Below are 20,204 nucleotides of genomic sequence, written 5' to 3' on the forward strand. Positions count from 1 at the left end.
CGTCGGTGGGCCTCCAGCGCATCGCCGGCCGCCGGGCCGGGTCGTCAGCGGTGCGTCATGGCCGGCACCTCGGAGCCGACCTCGGATCCTCGCCGAGCCGCCTGGCGGCTCGATCCCGTTCCACGGCGGAGCGCCGGCGCGGGAACCGGCGAACCGGACGCCGAGGAGCCGAGAGCGGCCGGGCTCCGCTCAGCAGAAAGGAGCCGGCGCTTCGGCGGGGCAGGGGACCGACGTGTGCGGGGAAGTCTCGGTGACCTCCTGGGGCGGCTGATCGTTCCCCGGCTGTCCGGCCTCTGACCTGGCCAGCACGACCAGGCCGGCGAGGATGAGGCCACCGCCGAGGAGCATGGGCAGCCGCAGGCTCTCTCCGAGCAGGAGCACCGCGGTGGCGACCGCGAACACGGGGACGAGGTTGAGGACCAGTGCCGCGGTGGAGGCCGATGTCGTCTCGAGGGCGCGGTTGAGCAGGTAGAAGGGAATGGCGGTCCCGACGATGCCGGCCGCGACGGCGGCGAGCACGAGGCCGGCGGGCGCGGACGGCAGCGCCGAGCCCTGCGTCGGCCAGCTGACGGCGGTGTAGGTCACTGCCATGCCGCACCCGGCCAGCAGCTGACAGGCCGTTCCGCTCAGCGTCGTGTCGTCTGCCGGGAGCCGGCGGCCGATGAGGAAGTAGCTCGCTCCGACAGCCGAGCCCGCCAGTACGAGCAGGTTGCCGGTGAGCGAGGCCTCTCCGCCGCCTGGTCCGAGGGACACCAGCGCTGTCCCCGCCGTCCCGCCGGCCAGGGCCACCCAGCCCCTGGCCGGCAGCCGTTCGTGCAGCACGGCGACGGCCGCAACCACGGCGATCAGCGTGTCGGTGGCAGCCAGCAGGCCTGCGCTGACCGCGCTGGTCCTGGTGAGCCCGAGGTTGAACAGCAGGAACACCGCGCCGGGCTCGACCAGCCCGAGGAGAGCCAGCCGGCGAATGCTGCGAGGGCGCCGGAAGCCCTGGGTGGCCAGGAGCAGCGCCCACACCGCGACGGCGCCGACCGTGGTCTCGAGGAGGAAGAGGTCGGCCACGCGGAGATGACGAAGGACGTACGAGGACAGCGTCGTGTCGAAGCCGAAGCATCCGGCCGCCAGGATCAGCGCCGCCCATGCGCGCGGTCGACTCACGGCTGAGGCCGGGACGGAGACGGCGGCATCCGCTGGAGGAGCGGCCGGTCCAGCCACACCCGGTCGCGCACCTCGATGCCGTCGATGCGCATCCCCGGCGGATAGCCCGTTGCAGTGGTGAACGCATCCCGTTCCACGGAGCTCAGGCGGAATCCCTGCCGCTGGTAGAAGCGCAGGTTGCCGACGTCGGCTGCTGCCGTGGCGACCACCAGGGCGGTCCGTGAGTCCCGCCGGGCGACGTCGACGGCGGCCTGGACGAGGCGGGCGCCGATGCCGCGGCCCTGCAGGTCTTCCTGTACCGCCATGTTCTTGATCTCACTGAGCCCGGCATCATCGCGATGGATCACCTGCAGGTGGCCGACGATCTGCGAGGCGGACACGGCGACCAGCACCAGCCCGGCGTGCAGGTACGCGGCCAGCTGGTCGGGGGAGTCCTCGGCCAGCCGGAAAGACCCGCGCAGGTTCTCCCGCGGTCCCGTGTAGGTCTCCACGCGGACGGTCGCGGCGCTGATCGGCTCCGGCGAGGGCGCGGCGATCACCACGCGGTTGCCGTCCGGGTCGAGCAGGGTGCGTCCCCACCGGTTCCAGTACGGATTGGCTGCCTCGACAGCGATGGCGCCGGCGGCCTCGAGTTCCGACGCGGTCCGGTGGACCTCCTCCAACGTCGGGAGGTAGAGGACGAGCAGGTCCTCCTCCGTGCCGCGCTCTGGGCCGGCCGGTCCGGTGGTCACTTCCAGTTCCGCGCTCCGGGGCAGGGCGAAGAACCGGCCGTCGTAGCCGTCGTGGCCGGTGAAGCCACCCTGCGGCCGTAGGCCCAGGAGGTCGCGGTAGAACGCCGCCGACCGCTCGAGGTCGCGGACCGGGTGGGCCATCCGTGTGGCCAGCCACCGACGGGGGGTCGTGCCGGCGGTTCCGTCGTCGCGGTCGGCCGCGCCGATCCCCGGGCGCGACGGGCGCAGCCTTCGGGGTGCGCGCGAGGGAAGCTCCATGGCGAGCCCTTCCGTCGGGATCCCGGCTCATGACGGGAACTCACGGGAGGGTCCGTCGTCGTGTCGTCGGCGTTACTCCGCTGGAACGGCGTTGCCCGGGACAGGCGAGTCCGGGCAGTCGCTCGCCGGTCTGCAGGTGGTCGCCGCGGCCTGGCTGGGCGTGAGCAGCGCGTCGGCCTCTTCGGCGGCGCCGGGATCAGGCGTTCTCGCTGGTGGGGCGCCTGGCGCGGCTGGGCTGCACCCGCATCGGCTCGCCCGGCATCTTCGGGTAGTCCGGCGGATAGGGCAGGTCGCCCAGGCCCTGGTCCGCGGCCTGCCGCTCGGCGAGCTCGAGCAGCGGCTCGATGGAGTAGGCGTGCCCGGCCAGCCCGGCGTGCTTGTCACCGACCGCCCGGAACCGCTCCGGCATGGTGAGCACGGTGAAGTCGAACGGCGAGACGTCGGGCAGCTCGTCCCAGTCCAGCGGGGCGCTCACCGGCGCGTGCGGCTTGGGCCGGATGGAGTACGCCGAGGCGATCGTGCGGTCCCGGGCCATCTGGTTGTAGTCGATGAAGATCTTCTCGCCGCGCTCCTCCTTCCACCACGACATCGTCACGCGGTCGGGCAGCCGGCGCTCCAGCTCGCGGCCGAAGGCGATCACCGCGCGGCGCACGTCGGTGAACGTCCACCGCGGCTGGATCGGCACGTACACGTGCACCCCGCGGCCGCCGGAGGTCTTCGGCCAGCCCTCCATGCCGAGCTCGTGCAGCAGCTCCCGCACGTGCGGCGCGACCCACACGGCGTCGGCGAAGTCGGTGCCCGGCTGCGGGTCCAGGTCGATGCGGATCTGGTTGGGCGACTCGACGTCGGTCCGGTCCACCGGCCACGGGTGGAAGGTGAGCGTGCCGAGGTTGGCGCACCACGCGACGACGGCGACCGAGTCCGGCGCGATCTCGTCGGCGGTCCGCCCGCTGGGGAAGGTGATGTGCGCCGTCGGCACCCAGTCGGGCGCGTTCTTGGGCACCCGCTTCTGGTAGAAGGCGTCGCCGGTGTTGTCCATCCGGGTCGACAGCCGCGCGCCCTCGAACACGCCGCCGGGCCAGCGCTCCAGCGTCGTCGGCCGGTCCCGCAGGGCGAACAGGATCCCCTCGCCGACGCTGACGAAGTACTCGACGACGTCGATCTTCCGGATGCCGCGCTCGGCGAAGTACGGCTTCTCCGGGTTGGAGACCCGCACCTCGTGCCCGTCGACGGTCAGCGTGACCGCGTCCTTGCTGCTCGCCATCCGCTCAGCTCCCCGGTCCGGGGCGACTCAGGCCGGGCACGTCAGCCCGTCCTGCGGCGCCGTGAGGTCGATCAGGTAGGCGTTGACCGCCGCGGTGACGCAGTCGGACTTCGGGTACGCGGTGTGCCCCTGGCCCTGCCAGACCAGCAGCGTGCCGGCGGTGAGGTCCTCGGCCATCTCCTCGGCGCCGGGCAGCGGCGTCACCGGGTCCCCGGAGTTGCCGACGACGAGGATCGGCGCGCTGCCCTCGGCGTCCCGCTCGGGCAGCGGCGTGCGCGCGGCGTCCCACACGCCGCAGGTGTAGAGGCTGGAGGCGGCGCCGGCACCGAACAGCGGGTACCGCTGCGACCAGTCCTGCGCCAGCTGCAGCACCTCCTCCTCCGAGAAGGTCTCGTCGTCGGGGGTGTCGGCGCAGTTGACCGCGATGTTGGCGTCGAGCTGGTTGGTGAACGTGCCGTCCTGGAGCCGGCCGTTGTAGGCGTCGGCGAGGGAGAGCAGGCCCGCGGCGTCGCCGTTGCGCGCGGCGGCCAGCGCCTGCGACAGCTGTGGCCACGAGCCGGTGTCGTAGAGCGCTGCGACCACGGCGGCCACGACCACCCCCGGCGTCCCGGTACGGGTCTCCCCGGGCCGGCTGCTCGGGATGGGCGTGGTCGCGGCCACGGTCAGCAGGTCCTGCACGAACGTCCGCGGGTCGCTCCCGATCGGGCACCCGGACACCAGGCCCACGCAGTTGGCGGCGAACGCGTCGAACCCGGCCTCCAGGCCGGCCGCCTGGGCCTCGGCGTCGGCCTGCGGGTCGGCGTCGGGGTCGACCGCGGCGTCGAGCACCATCGCGCGCACGTTCTCGGGGAACAGCTCGGCGTAGGTGGAGCCGAGCGTGGTGCCGTAGGAGTAGCCGAGGTAGGTCAGCTGCTCGTCCCCCAGCGACTCGCGGAGCAGGTCCATGTCGCGCGCGGTGGCGACGGTGTTGAACGTGCCGAGAGCGTCGCCGTACTCCTCGGCGCAGGCGTCGGCGGCCTCGTCGGTGAGCGCGAGGACGTCGTCCATCTGCTGCTGGGTGGTCGGCCGCGGCTCGGCGGCGACGATGCGGTCCTTGAGCTCGGCGGGGATGCACTCCACCGGCGTGGACAGGCCGACGCCGCGCGGGTCGAAGCCGACCAGGTCGAAGCGGCGCAGCACGTCCTCGGGCAGCGACAGCGCCAGGCTCAACCCGAGGTCGGCCCCCGAGACGCCGGGCCCGCCCGGGTTCACCAGCAGCGAGCCGATCCGGTCGGTCTGTCCGGCCAGCTTCGCGCGGACGAGGAACAGCGGCAGCGTCGCGCCCTCGGGGTCGTCGTGGTCGATGGGCACCTCGGTGCGGCCGCACTCGAAGGCGAGGTCGCGCTCGCTGCCCGGCGTCCCGGCGATGAGCTCGGTGATCTGCGCGTCGCAGTCGGTCCAGGTGATCGGCGCGGCCTCCGGCTCGGCCGGCGTCGAGGAGGCGCCCGACGACGAGGAGTCCGCCGAGTCCGGGCCCGAGTCCGAGAAGGAGCTACAGCCGGTGACCGCCAGGAGCAGCCCTGTCGAGGCGGCGAGGACGCCGCGGCGCAGACGCATGCTCACGACGGTAGGAGGCGCGCCGCGCCGGGCATTCCGCAGGTGCCGGTCACCCGTTGAACACCTCGGCCAGGTCGTAGCGGACCGGGACCTCGAGCTGGTCGTAGGTGCAGCTCTCCGGCGTCCGGTCGGGCCGCCAGCGGAGGAACTGCCCGGTGTGCCGCAGCCGCCGTCCCTCGAGCTGGTCGTACTTGATCTCGACGACGAGTTCCGGGCGCAGCGGCACCCAGGACAGGTCCTTCTTCGCGTTCCACCGGCTCTGCGCGCCCGGCATCCGGTGCTCGCCGTTCTCCTGCACCTCGGCGTTCGCCCAGTCCTGCCACGGGTGCCCGTCGAGCGCCTGGGCCCGGTAGGGCGCCAGCTCCTCGACCAGCTCGGCCCGCCGCGCCATGGGGAACGACGCCGCGACGCCGACGTGCTGCAGGCCGCCGTCGTCGTAGAGGCCGAGCAGCAGCGACCCCACGACCGGCCCGCTCTTGTGCCAGCGGAACCCGGCGACCACGCAGTCGGCGGTGCGCACGTGCTTGACCTTGGTCATCAGCCGCTGGTCGGGGCCGTAGGGCAGCTCGGCGTCCTTGGCGACGACGCCGTCGAGGCCCGCGCCCTCGAACTCGTCGAACCAGCGCTGCGCGATCACCGCGTCCCGGGTGACCGCGGTGACGTGCACCCGCTCGTGCCGGCGGTCCAGCACCTCGCGCAGCCGCTGCCGGCGCTGCGCGAACGGCGTCTCCATCAGCGACTCGTCCCCGAGGGCCAGCAGGTCGAAGGCGACGAAGTGCGCCGGCGTCTGCTCGGCCAGCAGGTCCACCCGCGACTTCGCCGGGTGGATGCGCTGCAGCAGCGACTCGAAGTGCAGCCGGTCGCCCTGCGGCACGACGATCTCGCCGTCGACGACGCAGCGCTCCGGCAGGGCCTCCTTGACCGCGGCCACGACCTCGGGGAAGTAGCGGGTCAGCGGGCGCTCGTTGCGGCTGCCGAGCTCCACCTCGTCGCCGTCGCGGAAGACGATGCAGCGGAAGCCGTCCCACTTGGGCTCGTAGAACAGCCCGTCCCCCGTCGGGAGCTTCGTCGTGGCCTTGGCCAGCATCGGCTTGACCGGCGGGAGCACGGGCAGGTCCATGCAGGTCAGTCAACCAGCGGACCCCCGCACCGGCAGACCACCGTCGACCGGACGGGTGGCGTGGCGGGACTCAGTCCACCGCGTAGCGGGTGAACAGGACGCCGTCCTCCTCGAGCACCTGCACCAGCCGCGGGCGGACGACGTCGCGCAGCGCCCGGTCCAGCAGCCGGGCCTGCCCGCCGACCAGCGCGGGGGAGACGGTGAGGTCCAGCTCGTCGACGACGCCCGCGTCCAGCGCCGCCGACAGCAGCGACGGCCCGCCCTCGCACAGCACCTGCTCGAAGCCGCGGTCGGCGAGCCGGTCCAGCGCGAGCGGCAGGTCCACGTCGGCGTCCCCGCACACCAGCACCTCCACCCCGGCGTCGGCCAGCGCGGCCCGGCGGCCGGCGTCCGCCGCGGCGCAGGTCACCAGCAGCGTGGGCGGCCGCGCCAGCCGGCCCCCGGGCGCGAGCGAGGCGCGGCGCGACACCACCGCGACCGGCAGCTCCGGCGCCCGGCCGAGCGCCGCGCGCCGCCGCCCGACCGGCGAGTCCGCCGTCACCGGGCCGTAGCCCTCGCCGGCCGCCGTCCCGTGCCCGACCAGGACGACGTCGGCCAGCGCGCGCAGCGTCGAGAACACCCGGCGGTCGCCGGGCGAGCCGAGTCCCGCGCTGACGCCGTCCACGGTCACCGCGCCGTCGAGCGAGGCGACGAAGTCCACGCGCAACGAGCGCCCGGGCGGCGGCGCGTAGGCCTCGGCCAGGTCGTCGTCGGTCAGGTCCGCCCCGTCGGGGGAGGGGAGCAGCCGGCGCATCAGCTGGTGAGGACGGCCGCGCTCTCGGCCGGGACGGTCACCGTCGCGCCGTCCACGGACGGCTCGTCGGCGGTCGCGAACAGCACCCCGGTGGCCGGGCGGTCCAGCTCCACCCGCTGCGGCTCCCCGGACAGGTTGGCCACCACCCGCAGCGCGCCGCGGTGCACCACGAGCACCCGGGCGTCGTCGTCCCAGCCGACCTCGACCGCCGACAGGTCCGGGTCGACCAGGTCCGGGTGCCGCCGGCGCAGCGCCAGCAGCGTCCGGTGCACCTCGAGCAGCCGCGCGTGCGGCTCCCGGCCGGGCTCGGACCAGTCCAGCTTCGAGCGGCGGAAGGTCTCGGGGTCCTGCGGGTCGGGCACCTCGTCGGCGTCCCAGCCGTGCTCGGCGAACTCGTTCTTGCGGCCCTCGGCCGTCGCGCGGCCGATGTCCGGGTCGGTGTGGCTGGTGAAGAACTGCCACGGCGTCGAGGCGCCCCACTCCTCGCCCATGAACAGCATCGGCGTGAACGGGCTGGTGAGCACCAGGGTCGCGCCGACGGCGAGCAGGCCGGGGGACAGCGTCGCCGAGACGCGGTCCCCGATGGCGCGGTTGCCGACCTGGTCGTGGTCCTGCAGGTAACCGAGGAACTTCCACCCGGGCAGCCGCGCGGTGTCCACCGGCCGGCCGTGGGAGCGGCGGCGGAAGCTCGACCACGTGCCGTCGTGGAAGAAGGCGCCGGTGAGGGTCTTGGCCAGCCCGGCGAGACCGGCCTCGGCGAAGTCGCCGTAGTAGCCCTGCCCCTCGCCGGTGAGCGTCGCGTGCAGCGCGTGGTGGAAGTCGTCGCTCCACTGGGCGTGGATGCCGGTGCCGCCGGCCACCCGCGGGGTGACCATCCGGGGGTCGTTCAGGTCGCTCTCGGCGATGAGCGTGAGCGGCCGGCCGACCGCGACCGAGAGCCGGTCGACCTCCTGCGCCATCTCCTCGAGCACGTGGGTGGCGCGCTCGTCGACCAGCGCGTGCACGGCGTCCAGCCGCAGCCCGTCGACGTGCATGTCGCGCAGCCACATCAGGGCGTTGTCCAGGACGTAGCGGCGGACCTCGTCGGAGTCCGGCCCGGACAGGTTGACCGACTCGCCCCAGGTGTTCGCGCCGCCCTCCGAGAAGATCGGCATGAACAGCGGCAGGTAGTTCCCCGACGGGCCGAGGTGGTTGTAGACGACGTCCTGGATGACGCCGATCCCGCGCTGGTGGCAGGCGTCGACGAACCGCTGGTAGGCCGCGGGGCCGCCGTAGCTCTCCTGCACCGTGTACCAGAGGACGCCGTCGTAGCCCCAGTTGTGCGTGCCGTCGAAGCCGTTGACGGGCAGCAGCTCGACGAAGTCGACGCCGAGGTCGGCGAGGTGGCCCAGCCGGTCGATGGCCGAGTCGAGGGTGCCCTCGGGGGTGAACGTGCCGACGTGCAGCTCGTAGACGACGCCGCCGGCCAGCGGGCGCCCGGTCCAGGCGCTGTCGCCCCACGCGTACGCCGACGGGTCGAACCGACGGGACAGCCCGTGCACGCCGTCGGGCTGGCGGCGCGAGCGCGGGTCGGGACGCGGGGTGTCGTCGTCGCCGAGCAGGTAGCCGTAGTCGGACTCCGGGCCGGCCTCGGCCTCGGCCCGCCACCAGCCGTCGTCGTCGCGGCGCATGTCGTGCACCGTGCCGTCGACCTGCAGGCGCACGCGCTCGGGCACGGGCGCCCAGACGGCGAACTCGACGGGTGCGGACATGCGGGGGCCTCCCAGCGGTAGTGCGGCTGACCGGTCCCTCTTGCCCGCTGCGGGCGCGGTCAACCGCGAGCGGCGGCCGGGGGAGCGGGTCCCCCGGTCGCCGCCACAGGTCACGGCAGCTGCAGCTCCTGCCCGACGTAGATATTGTTCGGGTCGCTGACCGTGCCGCTGTTGGCCGACCAGAGGGCCTTCCAGCCGCCCTTGACGCCCTGGGCTCGGGCGATCTTGCCCAGCGTGTCGCCGGACCGGACGGTGTACGAGCCGCCGGAGGCACCGGCGGCGGACTCCCCGGCCCGGGCGGCCGGGGCGGGCTCGGCCGGGGCGGGCTCGGCCGGGGCGGGCGCGGCCGGGGCGGGCGCGGCGGCCGGCGAGCCGGCCTCCGGGGCGTCCGGGTTCAGGCCCTTGCCGCAGGTGGGCCAGGCACCCGGGCCCTGGACGTCGAGCGTGCGCTCGGCGACGGCGATCTGCTGCGCCTTGGTGGCCAGGTCGGCGCGGGCGGCGTACTCGGTGCCGCCGAAGGCCGCCCAGGTGGACTGGCTGAACTGCAGGCCGCCGTAGTAGCCGTTGCCGGTGTTGATGCTCCAGTTGCCGCTGGACTCGCACTGGGCGACGGCGTCCCAGTCGTTGGGGGCGGCGGCCGAGGCCGGGCCGGCGGCGACGCCGATCGCGGCCGCGGCCACGCCGGTCGTCACGAGGGCACGGCGGAGCAGGGACGTGGACGTGCGCATGCGGGATCTCCGATCCGCCGCCTGCGAGGTGAGCTGTCGGGTTCGGAGCGATCGGTGCCCCGGCCGCGCAGAGCGCGGCTTCACCCCGAGGCGCTGCGTCCGGTCCCCCCGTGACCGCGGTGCAGGCGCCGAAGTGGGTCCCCCACCCCCGTCCTGGCTGTGCAGGAGGAACGGAGCCCGGCGGACGGGGTTCGGCGGACCGGCTCCGGCACGCGGCTGTCATTGGCCCGCGTGCGGGGCAAAGGTAACGGCCGCATCACGAGACGGCACACCCGCCCCACCCGTCACGGCGTGTCGCCCGGCGTCCCCGCGGCGGCCCGCGCCCGGCGGCCGGGGGGAGTCGCAGGTCACGGTGGCGCCGGCCGGCGCCGCCGTGACCTGCGTCTCATTCTCGGACGAGCAGGGCCACCGGCAGCCGGGCCAGCAGCTCGCCGACGGGCGCGCCGCCGGCGTCGGAGACGACCCGCGTGCCGGTGAGCACGTCGCGCCAGGCGCCGGTCGGCAGCGCCAGCGCGGTGTCGCCCCAGCCGCCGGCGGCCAGCGCGACCGGCAGCCGGGTCGCCACGGTCACCGCGCCGCCCTGCTCTCCGGACCCACGGTCGAAGGCGACGACGTGCTGCGCGGCGGACCCGGTGGCGGCCACCGGGGTGTAGCCGGTGAACAGCCCGGGGTCGTCCCGCCGCAGCCGCAGCGCCCGCGAGACGACGAGCAGCTTGGCCGCGCCGGTCTCGTCGACCTCGGGCACCTCCCCGCCGTCGAGCCGGGCCAGCAGCGCGCGCCGTTCGTCGTAGTCGACCGGGCGGCGGTTGTCGGGGTCGACGAGCGAGTGGTCCCACAGCTCGGTGCCCTGGTAGACGTCCGGGACGCCGGGCATCGTCAGCTGCAGCAGCTTCTGCGCCAGCCCGTTGGACCGGCCGGCCGGGGCGATCCGCGCGACGAACGCCTCGATCTCGCGGTTCGTCGCCTCGTCGTCGAAGGCGGCGTCGACCATCGCGTGCAGCTGCGCCTCGAACGCCTCGTCGACGTCGGTCCACGTCGTCGACCGCCCGGCCTCGCGGGCGGCCTTCTCGGCGTAGGCGTGCGCCCGCTCGCGGGACAGCGGCCAGGCGCCGACCAGGTTCTGCCACACCAGGTGCGCCAGCGGCCGGTCGGGCAGCGGGTGGCGGGACAGCCAGCCGCGGACCAGGTCCGCCCACTCGGTCGGCACCTCGGCGAGGACGGCCAGGCGGGCCCGGGTGTCCTCGCTGCGCTTGGTGTCGTGCGTGGTGAGCGTCGTCATCGACTCCGGCTTGCGCTCCAGCCGCCGCGCCTGCGCCTCGTGGAACTCCTCCGGGGTGCTGCCGAAGCGCGCCGGGTCGCCGCCGACCTCGTTGAGCACCACGAACCGGGCCCAGCGGTAGTAGGCGCTGTCCTCGACGCCCTTGGCCATCACCGGGCCGCTGGTCTGCTCGAACCGGGTGGCCGCCTCGGTGCCGGCCTGCGCCAGCACCGGGTGCAGCGCGTCCACCGCGGCGACCAGGTCGGGACGGCGGTCGCGGACGTCGCCCACGGCGGCGTCGAGGTGCTCGCGGCCGTCGGGCAGGTAGGTGCGGTAGACGGAGAAGCTGGCCAGCAGCTCCGCCAGCGCCTCCTTCTCCGTCTCGACGTCGACGCCGGGCAGCTCGCCGATCACCCGCACCAGGCGGGCGACCTCGGAGCCGAGGATCCCGTCGGTGACCTCGCGCTTGCAGGCGTGCACCAGCTGCCCGTAGTCGACCGCCCGGCCGGACAGCTCGGTGTCCAGCGCGGTGAGCGCCGCCTCGCCGGCCGGGTCGACCAGGACGTCGTCGACCTCGGCCAGCGCGTCGTAGCCGGTGGTGCCGGCCGCCCGCCAGCTCTCCGGCAGGTCCTCCCCGGGCTCGAGGATCTTCTCGACCACCGTCCACCGGCCGCCCGAGGCCTCGGCCAGCCGGTCCAGGTAGCCCTTTGGGTCGGCCAGGCCGTCGGGGTGGTCGATCCGCAGCCCGTCGACGGCGCCCTGCTCGACCAGCCGGAGCACCAGCTCGTGGGTGGCGCGGAAGACCTCCGGGTCCTCCACCCGCAGCCCGGCGAGGGTGTTGATGGCGAAGAACCGCCGGTAGTTGAGGTCGGCGTCCGCCCGCCGCCAGTCGACCAGCTCGTAGTGCTGCCGGTCGTGCACCTCCTGCGGGGTGCCCTCGCCGGTGCCGGGGGCGATCGGGAAGCGGTTGTCGTAGTACCGCAGCTCGCCCGTGCCGTCGGGGGTGGAGACGACCTCCAGCTTCGCGACGTCGTCGGCCGAGCCCAGCACCGGGATGCGGATCCGGCCGTTGCCGAAGTCCCAGTCGACGTCGAACGCGGACGCGTGCGCGCTGTCGCGGCCGTGCTGCAGCACGTCCCACCACCACGGCGCCTCGGCCGGGTCCGCCACGCCCATGTGGTTGGGCACCAGGTCGAGCACCAGGCCCAGCCCGTGCTCGTGCAGCGCGGCGACGAACCGCTCGAAGCCCTCCTGCCCGCCCCGCGACTCGTCGACGTGCGCGTGGTCGACGGTGTCGTAGCCGTGCGTGCTGCCGGCGGCCGAGCGCAGCAGCGGCGAGGAGTAGGCGTGCGTGACGCCGAGGTCGGCGAGGTAGCCGGCCACGGCGGCGGCGTCGTCGAGGGTGAACTCGGCGGTCACCTGCAGCCGGTACGTCGCCGCGGGAGTGGCCCGGCGGCGCTCGGCAGCGTCGTCGGACCGACTGTCGTCGGCCTGGCTCACGGGGCGGCCTGCAGCACGACGGTGGCGCGGGCGGCGACCGTGAGGACGTCGCCGGCCTTGACCTGCACCGGCTCCACCTCGCCCATCTCGGCGGTGTCGACGACGACCGTCCAGCCCTCGGCGTACTCCGACGGCGGCACGGTGAAGTCGATCGGCTCGTGGTGGGCGTTGAACGCCAGGTAGAAGCAGTCGTCGACGACGTCCTCGCCGCGCTCGTCGGTCTCCCGGATGCCGTGGCCGTTGAGGTACATGGCCAGCGACTTCGCGAAGCCCGCGTCCCAGTCCTCGTCGCTCATCAGCTCACCGGCGGGGGTGAACCAGGCGACGTCCTGCACCGGGTCGCCCTCCTCCCGGCGCACCGGCCGGCCGTGGAAGAACCGGCGGCGGCGGAACGTCGGGTGCTCGGTGCGCAGCCGGGTGACCAGCTTGGTGAACTCCAGCAGCCCCTCGTCGACCGACTCCCAGTCGATCCAGGTCAGCTCGGAGTCCTGGCAGTAGCCGTTGTTGTTGCCCCGCTGCGTGCGGCCGAGCTCGTCGCCGTGCAGCAGCATCGGCACGCCCTGGCTGAGCATCAGCGTGGCGATGAAGTTGCGCCGCTGCCGGGCGCGCAGCTCGAGCACCTCGGGGTCGTCGGTCTCGCCCTCGACGCCGGAGTTCCAGCTGCGGTTGTGGCTCTCGCCGTCGTTGTTGCCCTCGCCGTTGGCCTCGTTGTGCTTCTCGTTGTAGGAGACGAGGTCGTTGAGGGTGAACCCGTCGTGCGCGGTGACGAAGTTGATGCTCGCCACCGGCCGGCGCCCGGAGTGCTTGTACAGGTCGGCCGAGCCGGAGATGCGGCTGGCGAACTCGCCGATGGTGGCGTCCTCGCCGCGCCAGAAGTCGCGGACGGTGTCGCGGTACTTGCCGTTCCACTCGGTCCACAGCGCCGGGAAGTTGCCCACCTGGTAGCCGCCGTCGCCGACGTCCCAGGGCTCGGCGATGAGCTTCACCTGGCTGACGATCGGGTCCTGGTGCACCAGGTCGAAGAACGCCGACAGCCGGTCCACCTCGTGGAACTGGCGGGCCAGCGTGGAGGCGAGGTCGAAGCGGAAACCGTCGACGTGCATCTCGGTGACCCAGTAGCGCAGCGAGTCCATGATCAGCTGCAGCGACTGCGGGTGCCGGACGTTGAGCGAGTTCCCGGTGCCCGTGGTGTCCATGTAGTACTGCTCGTCGCCCTCGACCAGCCGGTAGTAGGCCCGGTTGTCGATGCCCTTGAACGACAGCGTCGGGCCGTTGTGGTTGCCCTCGGCGGTGTGGTTGTAGACGACGTCGAGGATGACCTCGATGCCCGCCTCGTGCAGGGTCCGGACCATGCCCTTGAACTCCTGCACCTGCTGGCCGTCGGTGGCCTGGGCGTACTCGTTGTGCGGGGCGAAGAAGCCGATCGTGTTGTAGCCCCAGTAGTTGCGCAGGCCCTTCTGCAGCAGCGTGTCGTCCTGCACGAACTGGTGCACCGGCATGAGCTCGATCGCGGTGACGCCGAGGGACTGCAGGTGCTCGATGACCGCCGGGTGCGCGATGCCGGCGTAGGTGCCGCGCAGCTCCTCGGGGATCCGCGGGTGGGTCATGGTCAGGCCCTTGACGTGGGCCTCGTAGATGACCGTCTTGTTGTAGGGCGTCCTCGGCGGGCGGTCCACGCCCCAGTCGAAGTAGGGGTTGATGACGACGGACTTCGGCATGTGCGGCGCCGAGTCGTCGTCGTTGCGCTCGCCGCTGCCGAACCGGTAGCCGAAGCAGGCCTCGTCCCAGTCGATCGCCCCGTCGATCGCCTTGGCGTAGGGGTCGAGCAGCAGCTTGTTGGGGTTGCAGCGCTGCCCGTTCTCCGGGTCGTAGGGGCCGTGCACGCGGTAGCCGTAGCGCTGCCCGGGCTGGATGCCGGGCAGGAAGGCGTGCCAGACGTAGCCGTCCATCTCCGGGAGCCGGATCCGCTCCTCGTTGCCCTGCTCGTCGAACAGGCACAGCTCGACCTTCTCGGCGACCTCGCTGAACAGGGCGAAGTTGGTCCCGGTGCCGTCGTACGTGGCACCCAGCGGGTAGGCGGTTCCGGGCCACACCTGGGTCATCGACGTGTTTCCTCCTGCGCGGGCGCCCCTCGGTGGTCCAGGGCGCGGTGGCCCCCCGCCGCGGCCGTCGGAGGGGGGTCGGGGCACACGGGTGCCCGCGGGCTCCTTAGCCCCATCCGGGCGGCTCCACACCTGACGCGGCGGACATCACGGCGGCGGCCCGGCAGCGGGCCCCGGGGACGACGACGCCCTCCGCGGCGGGGGCCGCGGAGGGCGTCGTGTGCGGGTCCGGCGCGCCGGCGCGGGGCCGGGCACACCAGGTACCGAGGCGCGGGGCGCCGGGGTCCGACCTCGTCCGGGCATCCCGGGTGGCACTGGTCCCCGGCGCGGCACCGCGCCTGCAGGAGGGCACGCTAGCGGGTCCGGGGGGCGAGCACGAGCACGAGGGTGACGCGTCCGCAAGCGACACGCCCCGTCGGTCCCGTGATCACCACCCGTCACTCGCGGCGTCCTGTCACCGGGCGGTCGTACCGTCGTCCCCGTGCGCGCGACCTCCGACATCCGGCCCACCCAGGGGCGTTTCCGCGTCGTCAGCGAGTTCCAGCCCTCGGGCGACCAGCCGGCGGCGATCAAGGCCCTCGCGGAGCGGGTGAACTCCGGCGAGACGGACACCGTGCTCCTCGGCGCCACCGGCACCGGGAAGTCGGCCACCACGGCGTGGCTGATCGAGCAGGTCCAGCGGCCCACCCTGGTGATGGCGCCGAACAAGACGCTCGCCGCGCAGCTGGCCAACGAGTTCCGCGAGCTGCTGCCGGACAACGCCGTCGAGTACTTCGTGTCGTACTACGACTACTACCAGCCTGAGGCGTACGTCCCGCAGACCGACACCTACATCGAGAAGGACTCCTCGGTCAACGAGGAGGTCGAGCGGCTGCGCCACTCGGCGACCAACAGCCTGCTCACCCGGCGGGACGTCGTCGTGGTCTCCACCGTCTCCTGCATCTACGGCCTGGGCACGCCGGAGGAGTACGTCGACCGGGCGCTGAAGATCCAGGTGGGGGAGGAGCGCGACCGCGACGACCTGCTGCGCACGCTGGTCACCGAGCAGTACACCCGCAACGACCTCGCGTTCACCCGCGGCACCTTCCGCGTGCGCGGCGACACGATCGAGGTCTTCCCGGTGTACGAGGAGCTCGCCGTCCGGATCGAGATGTTCGGCGACGAGGTGGAGCGGCTGTACTACCTGCACCCGCTCACCGGCGAGGTGGTGCGCGAGGTCCAGGAGCTGTTCGTCTTCCCGGCCAGCCACTACGTCGCCGGCCCGGAGCGGATGGAGCGGGCGATCCGCACCATCGAGGCCGAGCTCGAGGAGCGGCTGGCCGAGCTGGAGAAGCAGGGCAAGCTGCTCGAGGCGCAGCGGCTGCGCATGCGCACCACGTACGACATCGAGATGATCCGCCAGGTCGGCTTCTGCTCCGGCATCGAGAACTACAGCCGGCACATCGACGGGCGGGCGCCGGGCAGCGCGGGTGCCTGTCTCATCGACTACTTCCCCGACGACTTCCTGCTCGTCATCGACGAGTCGCACGTGACCGTGCCGCAGATCGGCGGCATGTACGAGGGCGACATGAGCCGCAAGCGCACGCTGGTCGAGCACGGCTTCCGGCTGCCCTCGGCGATGGACAACCGCCCGCTGAAGTGGGAGGAGTTCACCGACCGGATCGGCCAGGCGGTCTACCTCTCGGCCACCCCGGGCCCCTACGAGCTCGGCCGCACCGGCGGCGAGTTCGTCGAGCAGGTCATCCGCCCCACCGGCCTGGTCGACCCGGAGGTCGTGGTCAAGCCGACCAAGGGCCAGATCGACGACCTGGTGGGCGAGATCCGCGAGCGCACCGAGAAGGACGAGCGCGTCCTGGTCACCACGCTGACCAAGAAGATGGCCGAGGACCTCACCGACTACCTGCTCGAGCTCGGCATCAAGGTCCGCTACCTGCACTCGGAGGTCGACACCCTGCGCCGGGTGGAGCTGCTGCGCGAGCTGCGGCAGGGCGAGTACGACGTGCTGGTCGGCATCAACCTGCTGCGGGAGGGCCTCGACCTGCCCGAGGTCTCGCTGGTGGCGATCCTCGACGCCGACAAGGAGGGCTTCCTCCGGTCGACCACCTCGCTGATCCAGACCATCGGCCGCGCGGCGCGCAACGTGTCCGGCGAGGTGCACATGTACGCCGACAAGGTCACCCCGTCGATGGCGCAGGCGATCGACGAGACCAACCGGCGCCGCGAGAAGCAGATCGCCTACAACACCGCCAACGGCATCGACCCGCAGCCGCTCCGCAAGAAGATCGTCGACATCCTCGACGGCATCTACCGCGAGTCCGAGGACGCCGAGGCCGCCACCGAGCTGATCGGCGGGTCGGGCCGGCAGCAGTCGCGGGGCAAGGCGCCGGTGCCGGGGCTGTCGTCGAAGGGCCGGTCCAGGGCCGGCGCCATCGACGTCCAGGGCCTGCCGCGCGCGGAGCTGGCCGACCTCATCACGCAGATGAACGAGCAGATGCTGGCCGCCGCCCGGGAGCTGCAGTTCGAGGTGGCCGCCCGGCTGCGCGACGAGCTCGCCGAGCTGAAGAAGGAGCTGCGCCAGTTCGACGCCGCCCACGCCTGACGAAGGACCCCTGGCCCCCACGGCTCGCAGGCTCGCGGCGGGCCCGTGCCAGGGGGCCGGGGGCCTCGACCCCGCGTGTGACACACGTCGCAGGAACGTTACGTTCGGGACCGCACCCGTCCCGGACGAAGGAGTCCTCCGCGTGACCGTCTCCCGTTCCCCGCGCCGTGCCCTGCGGCGCGGGCTCGCCGCCGCCGCGCTCGCGGCCCTGTCGGTGGGCGTGACCGCCCCGGCGACGGCCGCGCCCGGCGGCGGGCGCCCCGCGCCGCTGGCGTCGGCGATCACCGCCGTCGACGCCACGAGCGCCCCGATCACCGTCGGCGGGGAGGCGTGGACCCGCACCACCGGCACCGTCTCCGGCGTCGTCGACCCGCGCGAGCAGGTCGCCGGCCTGGCCGGGCTGCCGCGGGACGCCCGCGGCCTGGTGCCCTACACCAGCGAGTTCGAGTTGATCGCCCCCGCCGACGGGCGTGGCAGCGACGTCGTCCTGGTCGAGGCGGAGAACCGCGGCCGGCCCGCCGTGCTGCTGTCCGCGCTGGGCTTCCCGCTGGCCGGGGACGCCAGCCCGGTCGGCTCGGTCTACCCCGACGGCCTGGGCAACGGCTGGCTGGCCGGTCAGGACCTGTCCTACGCGCGGGTGCAGTGGGAGACCGGCATCTCGCCCGGGGTGCCCGCGACCGCCCAGGGCGTCGGCGAGGTGATCGTGCGCGACCTCGGCCGGCTGCTCGAGGGCACCGCGCCGCGGCCGTCGGGGACCGCGCTGCCGGCCTACCGCGCCTCGGTGCTCGCCGGCATCAGCCAGAGCGCGTGGTTCGTCGACACCTTCGTCGCCGAGGGCTTCAACGCCGACGACCGCACCGGCCGCGGGGTGTACGACGCCGCGGTCGCCGTCTCCGGCGCCGGCAACTGGCTGGCGGTCAACCAGCTCGCCGGCGACGCGCAGCAGCGGCCCTACGTGCTCGAGGACGGCGTCCCGCTCACCTACGACCAGGTGCTCACCCGGCCGAAGAGCGACCCGCTGTTCGTCGACGTCGCGGCCTACACCGACTACTACAGACTCCGGGCGAGCGTCACCGCGGCCGCCGACCGCCCGCGCGACGTCGTCCGCTACGACTGGCCGGCCCCGCACGCCGGCGTCGCCGCCTACCCCGACGCCGTCGTCTTCGGCCAGCTGCGCTGCAACGGCGGCACGCCCGTCCCGCGGAACCCGATCTCCTACAACCCGCACCTGCGCACGCTGCTCGCCGACGTGACCGAGGTCGTGCGGCACCCCGGCCAGGGCGACCGGCGGCTGCTCCCGCCGTCGGCGGTCTTCGCGCTGCAGCCCGCGCCGGCCGGGGACCGGCTGTCCTTCAACGACCTGCCCGGCGTCGAGCTGCAGGTCCCGCGCACCGACCCGGGGACCGCCCAGCCGGTCGGCGGGGTGCGCTTCCCCGACGCCGTCGTGCCGCTGGGCCGGCCGGTCCCGGTCGCGCTGGCCCCGGTCGGGACGACGTCGATCACCGACGTGTGCGGCAACTGGGGCGGCTGGCAGCCGTACACCGCGGCCGAGCTGGCGCAGCGGTACGGCTCGGTCGACGGCTACCTGGCGCAGTACGCCGCCGCGGTCGACGCCCAGGTCCACGACGGGTACCTCGACGCGTCCGAGCGGGCGGGGCTGCTGGCCGGCGCCCGCGCCGCCTACCTGGCCGCGCCGCAGGGGTGAGCTGACCCCCGTCCCGCAGGGAGGGGGGCGCCCGGGAACCCCGGGCGCCCCTCGTCCGTTCTGCCCTGTGACTCCGCCGGGTGCGCTGCGCCGTGCCCGGGGAGCCGTGGAGGGGAGTATCCCGCCCGCGGTGACGTCGTCAGCACGGGTACGCGTACCCCGGCGTCACCGGCCGGCCGCCGTCGCGGCCGGTGGGAGAGACCTCTGGTGCTGACTGCTGCCAGTGGACCGGAGGTACCTGCGTTGGACGTCCCCTTCTTCGTCTGGGCGATCACGATCGCCGCCATCGTGGCCATGATCGTCTTCGACTTCGTCGGCCACGTGCGGACGCCGCACGCCCCGTCGTTGAAGGAGGCGGCGACCTGGTCGGCGGTGTACGTCGCGATCGCGGTGCTGTTCGGCGTCGGCGTGTGGGTCTTCGCCGGCGGGACGTACGGCGGGGAGTACTTCGCCGGCTACATCACCGAGAAGAGCCTGTCGGTCGACAACCTCTTCGTCTTCGTCCTGATCATGGCCAGCTTCGCGGTGCCCCGGGAGCTGCAGCAGAAGGTGCTGCTGTTCGGCATCGCGTTCGCCCTGGTCCTGCGGACGGTGTTCATCTTCCTCGGCGCCGCGGCGATCGAGAACTTCAGCTGGGTCTTCTACCTGTTCGGCGCGTTCCTCATCTACACCGCGATCGCCCAGGCGCGGGCCGGCGGGGACGAGGACGAGGAGTTCGAGGAGAACGGCTTCCTGCGGCTGGTCCGCCGGGTCGTCCCGACGACGCCGGACTACCACGGCGACCGGATGACCACGCGGCTGGACGGCAAGCGCTACATCACCCCGCTGGCCATCGCCCTGGTAGCCATCGGCAGCGCCGACATCCTCTTCGCCGTCGACTCGATCCCGGCGATCTTCGGGCTGACCGAGGAGACCTTCCTCGTCTTCACCGCCAACGCCTTCTCGCTGCTGGGCCTGCGGCAGCTGTTCTTCCTCATCGACGGCCTGCTCGACCGGCTGGTCTACCTGCACTACGGCCTGGCGGTCATCCTCGGCTTCATCGGCGTCAAGCTGCTGATCCACGCGCTGCACGAGAACGAGCTGCCGTTCATCAACGGCGGCGAGCACGTCACAGCCATCCCGGAGATCCCGACCTGGCTGTCGCTGTCGGTCATCGTGGTCACCCTGCTGGTCACCACGGTCGCGAGCCTGGCCCGCAGCCGCCGCGACGCCCGCGAGGCCGTGCCGCACGCCGAGCCCGCGCGGGGGGCCGCGGCGGTCGCCGGGGAGACCGGCGTCCCGACGGTGCAGCACGAGCCGGGGGAGCGCCCCGCCGCGACGCCGGCGCGGCGCACCGACGGCCGCCCGGGGTGACGCGCGGGTGACCACCGGGAGGACGGCAGGCCGACGACGCCGGTGTGCCTGTTGCTCCCGGTGATCGTGCGGCACGATCCAGGACACGTCCGCTCCGCGGGGTGCCCGACCGGCACCCCGCGGAGCGGTGGGGGGGGGGGGGGGGGGCGCCCACCCCCCCCCCCCCGTCGCCGGCTCAGGCCACGCCGGCCGGGCGGAACTGGACGCTCACGCGTGGCCCGACGGGCCTGCTGGTCTTGGGGATGCAGTGCTCCCAGGTGCGCTGGCAGGAGCCACCCATCACCACCAGGT

The 20,204-nt window shown here is 73.6% G+C and carries 13 protein-coding genes and 1 riboswitch; of the genes, 3 read left to right on the top strand and 10 right to left on the bottom strand.

Features of this window, described 5'->3' with window-relative positions; translation table 11 throughout:
- Positions 1-189: 189 nt before the first annotated feature.
- The 10 genes from ACI79B_RS09765 to glgX form a co-directional block, all read right to left on the bottom strand.
- A complete protein-coding gene (locus ACI79B_RS09765) occupies positions 190-1,212 on the bottom strand; it encodes a DMT family transporter (protein ID WP_457000119.1) in 1,023 nt (340 codons plus the stop codon).
- Positions 1,152-2,027 (bottom strand): GNAT family N-acetyltransferase, encoded by an 876-nt coding sequence (locus ACI79B_RS09770; RefSeq protein ID WP_456928571.1) that lies wholly within the window; start codon positions 2,025-2,027, stop codon positions 1,152-1,154. The genes ACI79B_RS09765 and ACI79B_RS09770 overlap by 61 nt, the downstream gene beginning before the upstream one ends.
- A 313-nt stretch (positions 2,028-2,340) precedes the next feature.
- A complete protein-coding gene (locus ACI79B_RS09775; RefSeq protein WP_456928570.1) occupies positions 2,341-3,408 on the bottom strand; it encodes a DNA polymerase domain-containing protein in 1,068 nt (355 codons plus the stop codon).
- 27 nt (positions 3,409-3,435) lie between these two features.
- Positions 3,436-5,004, bottom strand: coding sequence for an alpha/beta hydrolase (locus tag ACI79B_RS09780; protein ID WP_456928569.1), 1,569 nt, complete (start codon positions 5,002-5,004; stop codon positions 3,436-3,438).
- Between the two features lie 49 nt (positions 5,005-5,053).
- Entirely contained in the window at positions 5,054-6,124 is a 1,071-nt protein-coding gene (locus ACI79B_RS09785) for an ATP-dependent DNA ligase (protein WP_456928568.1), read from the bottom strand.
- A 70-nt stretch (positions 6,125-6,194) separates the two neighbouring features.
- Positions 6,195-6,917 (bottom strand): dihydrofolate reductase family protein, encoded by a 723-nt coding sequence (locus ACI79B_RS09790; protein WP_456928567.1) that lies wholly within the window; start codon positions 6,915-6,917, stop codon positions 6,195-6,197.
- The gene (gene treZ, locus ACI79B_RS09795) at positions 6,917-8,668 is read right to left on the bottom strand and encodes a malto-oligosyltrehalose trehalohydrolase (protein WP_456928566.1); all 1,752 of its coding nucleotides are present in this window, start codon (positions 8,666-8,668) and stop codon (positions 6,917-6,919) included. The genes ACI79B_RS09790 and treZ overlap by 1 nt, the downstream gene beginning before the upstream one ends.
- A 110-nt stretch (positions 8,669-8,778) precedes the next feature.
- Positions 8,779-9,396, bottom strand: a complete 618-nt coding sequence (locus ACI79B_RS09800; RefSeq protein ID WP_457000121.1) for a transglycosylase family protein — start codon at positions 9,394-9,396, stop codon at positions 8,779-8,781.
- 3 nt (positions 9,397-9,399) lie between these two features.
- Positions 9,400-9,534, bottom strand: a riboswitch (cyclic di-AMP (ydaO/yuaA leader).
- Positions 9,535-9,781: 247 nt separating this feature from the next.
- On the bottom strand, positions 9,782-12,154 hold the full coding sequence (gene treY / locus ACI79B_RS09805) for a malto-oligosyltrehalose synthase (protein WP_456928564.1): 2,373 nt from the start codon (positions 12,152-12,154) through the stop codon (positions 9,782-9,784).
- Positions 12,151-14,256: a glycogen debranching protein GlgX gene (gene glgX, locus ACI79B_RS09810; protein ID WP_456928563.1), complete on the bottom strand. Its 2,106-nt coding sequence runs from the start codon at positions 14,254-14,256 to the stop codon at positions 12,151-12,153. Before glgX ends, treY begins: the two co-directional genes overlap by 4 nt.
- Before the next feature lie 481 nt (positions 14,257-14,737).
- Here glgX and uvrB point away from each other — a divergent pair, with 481 nt between their 5' ends.
- The 3 genes from uvrB to ACI79B_RS09825 all read left to right on the top strand — a co-directional run bounded on the left by uvrB (position 14,738) and on the right by ACI79B_RS09825 (position 19,913).
- The gene (gene uvrB / locus ACI79B_RS09815) at positions 14,738-16,855 is read left to right on the top strand and encodes an excinuclease ABC subunit UvrB (RefSeq protein ID WP_456928562.1); all 2,118 of its coding nucleotides are present in this window, start codon (positions 14,738-14,740) and stop codon (positions 16,853-16,855) included.
- 142 nt (positions 16,856-16,997) lie between these two features.
- Positions 16,998-18,560, top strand: a complete 1,563-nt coding sequence (locus ACI79B_RS09820; RefSeq protein ID WP_456928561.1) for an alpha/beta hydrolase domain-containing protein — start codon at positions 16,998-17,000, stop codon at positions 18,558-18,560.
- A 243-nt stretch (positions 18,561-18,803) separates the two neighbouring features.
- Positions 18,804-19,913, top strand: coding sequence for a TerC family protein (locus ACI79B_RS09825; protein ID WP_456928560.1), 1,110 nt, complete (start codon positions 18,804-18,806; stop codon positions 19,911-19,913).
- The last annotated feature ends 291 nt before the right edge of the window (positions 19,914-20,204 follow it).

This window comes from Geodermatophilus sp. SYSU D00879 (assembly GCF_054050375.1).